This is a genomic window from Muribaculum sp. (assembly GCF_029051885.1).
In the GTDB taxonomy this organism is placed as follows: Bacteria; Bacteroidota; Bacteroidia; order Bacteroidales; family Muribaculaceae; genus Muribaculum.
This window is the reverse complement of record NZ_JAIDKI010000175.1, coordinates 1-8,745: the sequence shown is the minus strand read 5'-3', so window position 1 is coordinate 8,745 and position 8,745 is coordinate 1. Positions and strand designations below refer to the sequence as shown.

General features: G+C 50.2%; 7 protein-coding genes. 5 read left to right on the top strand and 2 right to left on the bottom strand.

Annotated features, from left to right (window positions below):
- Nucleotides 1–247: 247 nt before the first annotated feature.
- Both K2I50_RS07610 and K2I50_RS07605 read right to left on the bottom strand, forming a co-directional pair.
- Nucleotides 248–1,000 (bottom strand): lipopolysaccharide kinase InaA family protein, encoded by a 753-nt coding sequence (locus K2I50_RS07610; RefSeq protein ID WP_301025747.1) that lies wholly within the window; start codon nt 998–1,000, stop codon nt 248–250.
- Nucleotides 1,001–1,028: 28 nt separating this feature from the next.
- Nucleotides 1,029–2,108, bottom strand: a complete 1,080-nt coding sequence (locus K2I50_RS07605; protein WP_301025746.1) for a glycosyltransferase family 4 protein — start codon at nt 2,106–2,108, stop codon at nt 1,029–1,031.
- Between the two features lie 418 nt (nt 2,109–2,526).
- On the opposite strand from K2I50_RS07605, the gene K2I50_RS07600 reads away from it, so the two are divergent.
- The 5 genes from K2I50_RS07600 (at nt 2,527) to uvrC (ending at nt 8,626) form a co-directional block, all read left to right on the top strand.
- A complete protein-coding gene (locus K2I50_RS07600) occupies nt 2,527–3,759 on the top strand; it encodes a spore maturation protein (RefSeq protein ID WP_301025745.1) in 1,233 nt (410 codons plus the stop codon).
- Between the two features lie 125 nt (nt 3,760–3,884).
- Nucleotides 3,885–4,319 (top strand): rRNA maturation RNase YbeY, encoded by a 435-nt coding sequence (ybeY, locus tag K2I50_RS07595; protein WP_301025744.1) that lies wholly within the window; start codon nt 3,885–3,887, stop codon nt 4,317–4,319.
- Nucleotides 4,316–6,193, top strand: coding sequence for a tRNA uridine-5-carboxymethylaminomethyl(34) synthesis enzyme MnmG (mnmG, locus tag K2I50_RS07590; RefSeq protein ID WP_301025743.1), 1,878 nt, complete (start codon nt 4,316–4,318; stop codon nt 6,191–6,193). The genes ybeY and mnmG overlap by 4 nt, the downstream gene beginning before the upstream one ends.
- Nucleotides 6,194–6,254: 61 nt before the next feature.
- Nucleotides 6,255–6,773: an adenine phosphoribosyltransferase gene (locus tag K2I50_RS07585; protein ID WP_301025742.1), complete on the top strand. Its 519-nt coding sequence runs from the start codon at nt 6,255–6,257 to the stop codon at nt 6,771–6,773.
- Nucleotides 6,774–6,799: 26 nt separating this feature from the next.
- Nucleotides 6,800–8,626 (top strand): excinuclease ABC subunit UvrC, encoded by a 1,827-nt coding sequence (uvrC, locus tag K2I50_RS07580; RefSeq protein ID WP_301025741.1) that lies wholly within the window; start codon nt 6,800–6,802, stop codon nt 8,624–8,626.
- The last annotated feature ends 119 nt before the right edge of the window (nt 8,627–8,745 follow it).

Sequence of the window (8,745 nt, the reverse complement as noted above, 5' to 3'; positions counted from 1 at the left end):
CTGTTGGCGCTACCGGTTGGCGGCTGAAATAATGGGGGGGGGGTAAATTGTTGTGTCATAAGTGATTAACTGTAATTATAAGGTTAAGTGACTGAAAAAATGTATTTTACAAATATATATTATTTTTGTTAGGATTACAAATTAAGAGCCGGTAAGAAGAGCTTGTTTAATAATAAATCTTACCGGCTCTGATATGGATGTTATTACGGTCAGAGATGTCAGGTCATCAGAAGTGTTTCCGCCATTGTTATTTGCCGGAAAAGAGGCTTTTGAACCGGCGTTTGCGACGCTGAAACTGGAGGTACTCCGACTGTGCTTCGGCTGCCTCGTCGCATACCTGCTTCATATCTTCTTTGGCCGACATGGAGTAGAGAGCTGCCAGGCGCAGGGTCTGGGCTGTGTCAAGATTTATCGACCGGAACATGGACATGAGTTTCTTGCGTGAGCGCACACCGAATTCCATGCGGTTGAGGTCGATGTAGTGGAAGCGGTAGGCGCCGTTCTCTTCTCGTGTAAACAGAATGTTGCCCGGAGAGAAATCCTTGTGCAGCACCCCTGCGCGATGTAGGCGCACGATATCAGCCGCGAAGGCTCTGAGAAGTGCGTCGCAATCATGGTAATGCTCCCAGTCGCGCATGTTTTCTCCTTCAAGATTTTCCGATATATAGTAGCTCTGGCGCAAGCGTCCGTCCTCCCTTACTTCTCCATAAGCAATGGGGGTGGGGGTGTGGAATCCGAGTTCCTGGAGTTTTTTTGCGTTCATATACGAGCGTATGGCCTTGCTTTTGCGCAGATGGGTGTAGACAAGAGAGTTGAATATATTGGGTACCTTGAAGGCCTTTATCACAAGGTCTGTGCCGCCAACATTGAGACGGTATACGGTGTTGCGAGCTTTATATATTACTGTGGCGTCATCGGGGATGCCCTGGCGGATTATCTTCTCGATTTCGGGTTTTATCTTGGTGTAGCGTGCGCTTACATGGATATGGTAGGATGGCATTGTTGAAGGATTTTTGGGAATAGATTACTTATCGTACTGACTGGTATATTGAATAGATATGTTGCAGGAAACGCGGGTAGGAGAGCGAGCGATTGAATGTGTCGGCTCCGGCAGTGCCTATCTTCTGTCGGACGGCATTGTCGGTAAGGAGAGTGCGCAATGCTGCGGCAAGTGCTGCGGAATCGGAGGGAGGCACAAGAATGGCATCTTTTCCGGAAGTGAGATATTCGGGCTGCGCACCGTTGTCGGTGGTCACTACGGGCACTCCGCAGGACATATAGTCGAGCACTGCAAGTCCGAATGGTTCACGCCATGTCGATGGCACTACTCCGATGGCGGCCGACGGTATGATGCTGTGTACGTCGGGACGGAAACCGAGCCATTCGATTCGCTTGTCGATATCGAGGCGTCGTGCCTGTTGCTTGAGTGGCCCGACGTGTCCGGCAGTACCTTCGCCGGCTATGCGCAAAATCCATGGGATGTCGGTGAGGGTGGAGAGGGCGTCCAGCAGTATGTCAAGACCCTTTTCGGGAGAGATGCGTCCGTGGTGCATTATTACGGGAACGTCGGACTTCGATATATCGGCGGGCACGACGGTATGTCGCGGCACGGCGATACTGTTGTGCACCACATGAAGTTTCTCTGGGGCGATTGGCGGATTGCTGCTGAGGAATTCTTTTCTTGCAAGGTCGGATACGAAGATTACGGCATCGAGCCGCGCATAAAGGTCGCGGTACATTGCCGAGGTGCGTCCGGCTTTTACCAGATGGCGGGTAAGCACTATGCGCACCTTGTCGTTGCCTGAGAGAGAGCGGGCCCGTGTGGCTACAATCGCGTCTTTGAAATTGTGGACATGTATAATCACCTCATCGCACTGGCGCAACCGAGCACCCAGCCTTACTGCCGAAATGAAGTCGATGGCTCCGCGCAATGGCATCTTCGCTACCGGCGACACTCCGCATCTGGTGAAGCGGTCGATGACGTCGTTTACCGGGCGCGTTATTATTTCTATATGATGTCCGTCGGCAACCATGGCCTGTGACAGGTCGAGCACATATTGCTCGCCGCCTCCCCAGGTGTTGTTGCTTACCAGATGGATTATGTGCATATATTTTCTTTTGATATGGTATTGTCTGTCTCTTGCCCCGAATTTTTTTTTCGACTGTGTCGGTGGGGTAGGGTAGGGGAGTGCTCGTGATAAGTGATTGAGTCGTCATATATCCCTGAGTTCATTTCTGACTCAGGCGAACACTACAAAGATACAAATAATTTCGAGTTGAGAAATAAAAATCCTTGCTTAGGATACGGGGTGTTTTGAAATATTAAAATCTCAGAGCACTATATTGTGGGTTAAATTGGTGATTTATAGTGTGATAATGCTCTTTTTGGCTGTGCGGCGTTTTCTATGAAATAGAACGGTGAGCGTAAATTCATCTTCGGAATAATAAAAAACTCTGAAAATGCTTGTAAATTTGTGATGAAGTGGCCATGAAGATGGCATTTATTGAACCGGTAATTTTTCTGCGATGGTACTTAACTATATCTGGATTGCATTTTTTCTTGTAGCCTTTGTCGTGGCTGTTGGTCGTACACTGTTTTGCGGTGATTTTGGCATATGGAGTGACATCATGGGTGCATCATTCACTTCGGCTGCTACGGCATTTGAGATTGCGCTCGGATTGACCGGTGTACTGTCGCTATGGATGGGGCTGATGAAAATCGGTGAGCGTGCCGGAGTGATACAATTGTTCGGCCGCGTCATAAGTCCGCTGTTCACACGTCTTTTTCCGGGCATCCCCAAGAATCATCCGGCTATGGGTTCGATATTCATGAATGTTTCGGCCAATATGCTCGGACTTGACAATGCGGCGACACCGCTCGGCCTTAAAGCCATGCAGGAACTCCAGCAGCTTAACCCGGAGAAGGAGCGTGCTACCGATGCCATGCTCATGTTTCTGGTGCTTAATGCTTCAGGGCTATGCTTTATTCCTATAGGTATAATGATGTACCGAGCCCAGGCCGGTGCGTCTAATCCTACCGATGTGTTTCTGCCCATACTGCTTGCTACATTTATTTCTACTATGGTAGGCATTATAGCTATGTGTCTTAAGCAGGGTATACGCCTGTGGGACAGAGTGTTGCTCTCTTGGCTCGGCGGACTGGCGGCTGTAGTGTCGGCTATAGTGTGGTTCTTCTCCACATTGCCTAAAGAAGAGGTTGAGCTGTATTCCGGATTTTTTGCTAATGTTTTGTTGTTCAGTGTTATAGTGTTCTTTATTATAAGCGGTCTGCGGAAGCGGCTTAATATGTACGACGCTTTTATCGAAGGTGCCAAGGAAGGATTCAAGACAGCCGTGATGATTATACCTTATCTGGTGGCTATACTTGTTGCCATAGGAATGTTTCGCGCCTCCGGGGCTATGGATGTCCTTACATCGGCCATGGCTTCCTGTGCTGAATTTCTGGGTATGGATGCCGACTGGATAGGGGCGTTGCCTACAGCATTGATGAAGCCTCTGAGCGGCAGCGGTAGCCGGGGCATGATGGTCGACCTGATGAGCACTTATGGTGCCGATTCTTTTGTGGCCCGCGTGTCGGCGGCCATTCAGGGCAGTACCGATACTACATTCTATATTCTTGCCGTGTATTTTGGCAGCGTCGGAGTGGTAAAGACCCGCTATGCCGTGCCATATGCTCTGCTGGCCGACTTTACAGGTTCTGTGGCCGGAGTAATCGCGGCCTATGTATTCTTTCATTGAGAGGGTGTCAGGCAACCGGTGCAGGCTGTCGGCAAAGACCGGGGGCTGTCCGGCGCCAGTCTGTACTATTGCCAATGTTCGGGATTTTTCCTATTTTTGCATGCTTACATCATGCTCTTAAAGCAATGGAAAAATTCATATGGACCTCTGAGAAGGTAGCTCTTCCCCAACTTGATTATGGCCTTGTCGAAGCCTGGATTTCTGACGTGGCTGCCTCGCATGACCGTATTCTCGGTCCGCTCGCTTATGTGTTCTGCGACGATGAGCGTATAATTGAGGTAAACCGACAGTTTCTTCAACATGATTATTATACCGACATTATCACATTCGATAATTCCCGGGGGCGTATGGTGAGCGGTGATATGTTTATCTCGCTCGATACTGTCCGCAGCAATGCCGAAGGGCTTGGCGTGGAATACATGCAGGAGCTTATGAGGGTTATAATCCACGGTGTGCTGCATCTGTGTGGTATCAATGACAAAGGCCCCGGAGAACGTGAGGTGATGGAGGCGAATGAGAATGCCGCTCTTGATATGTGGCGAAATATTATTCTACAATGAGATTTGACTATGATGTGATAGTGGTCGGAGCCGGACATGCCGGTTGCGAGGCTGCACATGCTGCGGCTGTGATAGGTGCGCGCACTCTTCTGATCACTATGGATATGAATAAAATAGCCCAGATGAGCTGTAACCCTGCTATCGGGGGTATCGCGAAAGGGCAGATTGTAAGGGAGATTGATGCTCTCGGCGGTATGACGGGCATAGTGACCGACCGTACGGCCATACAGTTTCGTATGCTCAACCGCAGCAAGGGACCTGCTATGTGGAGTCCGCGCGCACAGAGCGACCGTATGCGATTCTCGGTGGAGTGGCGCAGGATTCTGGAGAATACCGACAACCTGTACATGTGGCAGGACAGCGTGATTTCGCTTGTAATCGAGGATGGCGCTGTGAAAGGTGTGCGTACTGCATTGGGAGTGGAATTCAGTGCACGTAGTGTTGTCATTACGGCAGGTACATTCCTTAACGGACTTATGCATGTGGGGCGGGCTCAGGTGGCCGGCGGACGCATAAGCGAGCCCCTGAGCCATGGCATTACCGAGCAGCTTGTAGAGCTGGGATTCCGTGCCGACCGCATGAAGACGGGTACTCCGGTGCGTATAGATGCACGTTCGGTACATTTTGAAATGACCGTTCCACAGGGTGGCGACAATGATTTCCATAAGTTCAGCTACCTTCCGGAGGTAAAGCGCGAGTTGCGTCAGCGTGATTGCTATATTACCTATACCAATGCGACAACCCACGACATATTGCGCCGCGGGCTGCCTGACTCTCCGCTCTACAACGGACAGATAAAAAGTATCGGGCCTCGCTACTGTCCCAGTATCGAGACCAAGATTGTAACATTTGCCGACAAGACCGAGCATCAGCTCTTTCTTGAGCCGGAGGGTGAGGATACTCAGGAATTCTATCTCAATGGCTTCAGTTCGTCGCTACCTCTCGATATTCAGGTAGAGGCTCTGCATTCTATTCCGGCGCTCGCCGATGTGCAGATATATCGGCCGGGTTATGCCATCGAATATGATTTCTTTGACCCCACACAACTCCGCCACACTCTTGAGACCAAACTTGTGTCGGGCCTGTTCTTTGCCGGGCAGGTAAATGGCACGACCGGATATGAAGAGGCCGCAGGGCAGGGACTGGTGGCCGGTATAAACGCGGCCAACCGTGTGCTTGGGCGCGACCCGTTTACACTCGCCCGTGATAACGCATATATCGGAGTCCTTATCGACGACCTTGTGACCAAAGGTGTCGATGAGCCTTACCGTATGTTTACATCGCGTGCGGAGTATCGCATTCTTCTCCGTCAGGATGATGCCGACATGCGTCTGACGCCGCTGGGATATGCTGTCGGACTGGCCTCGGAAGACCGCTATGCATTGATGATGTCGAAGCGTAGCCAGCGCGATATGCTTATAGAATTTGCTGCGTCGTATACCGTTCATCCTGCCGATGTAAATCCGTATCTTGAGAGCATCGGCTCTTCACCGCTACGGCAGGGTATCAGGCTGCGCGATCTTATCACACGGCCCGAGCTCAATATAAATATGCTTTCATCCGTGCTCTCTCAGCTTAAAGATAAAATCGAATTGGTCGATGAATGCCGCCGCGATGAGATAGTGGAGGCTGCCGAGATTCTGATAAAATATCAGGGCTATATTGACCGCGAACGTCTCACCGCCGATAAAATCAGACGCCTTGAGGATCTTCGGCTGGGCGATAGGTTTGACTATTCGTCAATCAAGGCTATATCAACCGAGGCCCGTCAGAAGCTGGACAGAATCCGGCCGGAGACCGTGGCCCAGGCTTCGCGCATACCGGGCATCTCACCCGCCGATATCAATATTCTATTGTTGATGCTCGGACGATGATTGTTTCACGTGGAACAGATATAAGTAAATATAATACACCCTTTTAACTCAAGAAACAGAAATGGAATACGTTCGTCAGAAAATCCGTGATGTATATGATTTCCCCAAACCCGGAATCATCTTCCGTGATCTTACCACAATGTTTAAGGACCCCCGGGCGATGCATATCGTTGGCTGGGATCTTGCTCAACTTTATCGCGACAAAGGCGTTACTAAGGTAGTGGGTATAGAGTCGCGTGGCTTTATCGGCGGCGCTATCATGGCATATGAAATCGGAGCGGGATTTGTTCCTGCACGTAAGCCCGGCAAGCTCCCCGCCGATACTGTGCGCGCCGACTTTGCCAAGGAGTATGGTACGGACACTATCGAGATTCACCGCGATGCTATCACTCCGGATGATGTGGTGGTGATTCATGACGACCTTCTCGCTACAGGCGGTACTATGGCTGCTTGCTACGAGCTGGTGAAGTCGATGAATCCGAAGAAGGTCTATATAAATTTTATAGTTGAATTGAGCGATCTTCACGGACGCGACAATCTCCCCAAGGATGCCGAAGTGACTTCGCTGATCGTATATTGATGCACAATCTCAGCTCTTAAATAGGTTTGGCAAAGCACAACAAATCTGAAGAACTGAAGGAGAAAATCTCAATCCTTCCCGATACTCCCGGCTGCTATCTGTATTATGATGCAGCCGGGACAGTGATATATGTAGGTAAGGCAAAAAATCTGAAAAGAAGAGTATCGTCTTACTTCAACCGCACGCACGATAGTATCCGCACCAATATGCTCGTGCGCAATATCGCCGATATGAAGTATATCGTGGTGCCTACCGAGGAGGATGCGCTCAATCTTGAGAATTCCCTCATCAAGGAGTATAAGCCGCACTATAACGTGCTCCTGAAGGATGATAAATCCTATCCGTGGATTGTCGTGACGAAGGAGCATTATCCAAGGGTATTTCTTACGCGCACTCGTCTGAAGGATGGTTCTAAATATTTCGGGCCGTATACCAACACGGCAGTTGCCAAGGCCGTGCTCAATCTTATTCGTGAACTGTATCCTGTGCGCACATGCCGTCATGCCATCACTCCTGCATATATAGCGAAAGGCAAGGGCAGGCTGTGTCTGGAGTTTCATCTCAAGAACTGTATGGGATGCTGCACGGGACGCATCGGTGAGACTGAATACGGCGGGATGATTGACCATGTAAAGCAGATACTCCGTGGCGATACTCAGGAATTGCTCGATTATCTGCGCAGCGAGATGGAGCGGCTGAGTATGGAGCTTCGTTTTGAGGAGGCCCAGATGATAAAGGAGAAGTATATGCTCATTGACCGTTATCAGTCGAAGAGTGTGATTGTAAGCCAGACGCTCGATGATGTCGACGTGTTTGGTGTCGACGATGATACCGACCAGGTCTACATAAATTACATGCATGTGAGGCGTGGGGCTATCGTGCGGAGTATAACTTTGGAGTACAAGCGCCGCCTTGACGAGACTGTTGCCCAGTTGCTCGATTATGCGATTGCGGAGGTTGCCGCACGTTTCGATATAAAGTATGACGAGATTGTTGTGCCGGAAATCCCCGAGACTCCGGTGGCCGGAGCAACATTTACTGTGCCAAAGCGTGGCGACAAAATGAAGTTGCTCGATGTGTCTGCGCGCAATGCCCGTCAGAATAAAATCGACGCTTTGAAGATGATGGAGAAGCATGCTCCGGAGAAACGTGTTGAGCGCACTCTTGAGCGTATGAAGATGGATTTCCGCCTGTCGGAATTGCCGAGGCATATCGAGTGTTTTGACAATTCCAATATACAGGGCACGAATCCTGTGGCTTCGTGTGTGGTGTTCCGAAATGCAAAGCCTGCCAAGCGCGACTATCGTCATTTCAACATTAAGACGGTTGAGGGACCCGATGATTTCGCCTCGATGAAGGAGGTGCTGACACGTCGCTATACGCGCCTCATGGAGGAGGGAGAAGAGTTGCCTCAGCTGATAGTTGTCGATGGCGGAAAGGGACAGCTGAGCGCGGCTGTTGAGGCTCTTGACGATATGGGACTGCGCGGCACAATCGCCGTTGTCGGCATTGCAAAAAGACTTGAAGAGATATACTTCCCGGGCGACAGTGTGCCGCTATATATTGACAAGAACAGTGAGTCATTGCGTATCGTGCAGCAACTCCGCGATGAAGCTCATAGGTTTGGTATTACCCATCATCGCAATCGACGCAGCAAGGGGCAGATAGTCAGCGAATTAGATGGTATAAAGGGTGTCGGAGAAAAGACGAAAGAAGCTCTGCTACAACGATTTAAGAGTGTAAAGCGTCTGCGCGAGGCCTCTATCGAGGCTATTGCCGAAATCACCGGTAAGGCGCGGGCCGGAATCATCTACGATGCACTGCACTCCTCTTCGGCTGAGCCCAGCGCCTGAGTCCGATGCCTGAGTTTGCTTTCTAAAATACCTCGACAAATGAACTTAGAGCTTGTTTAATAATAAATGTTGCCGCCAGGGTCGTATAGCTTGAGACGATTTTCGACATGTGACGAAGG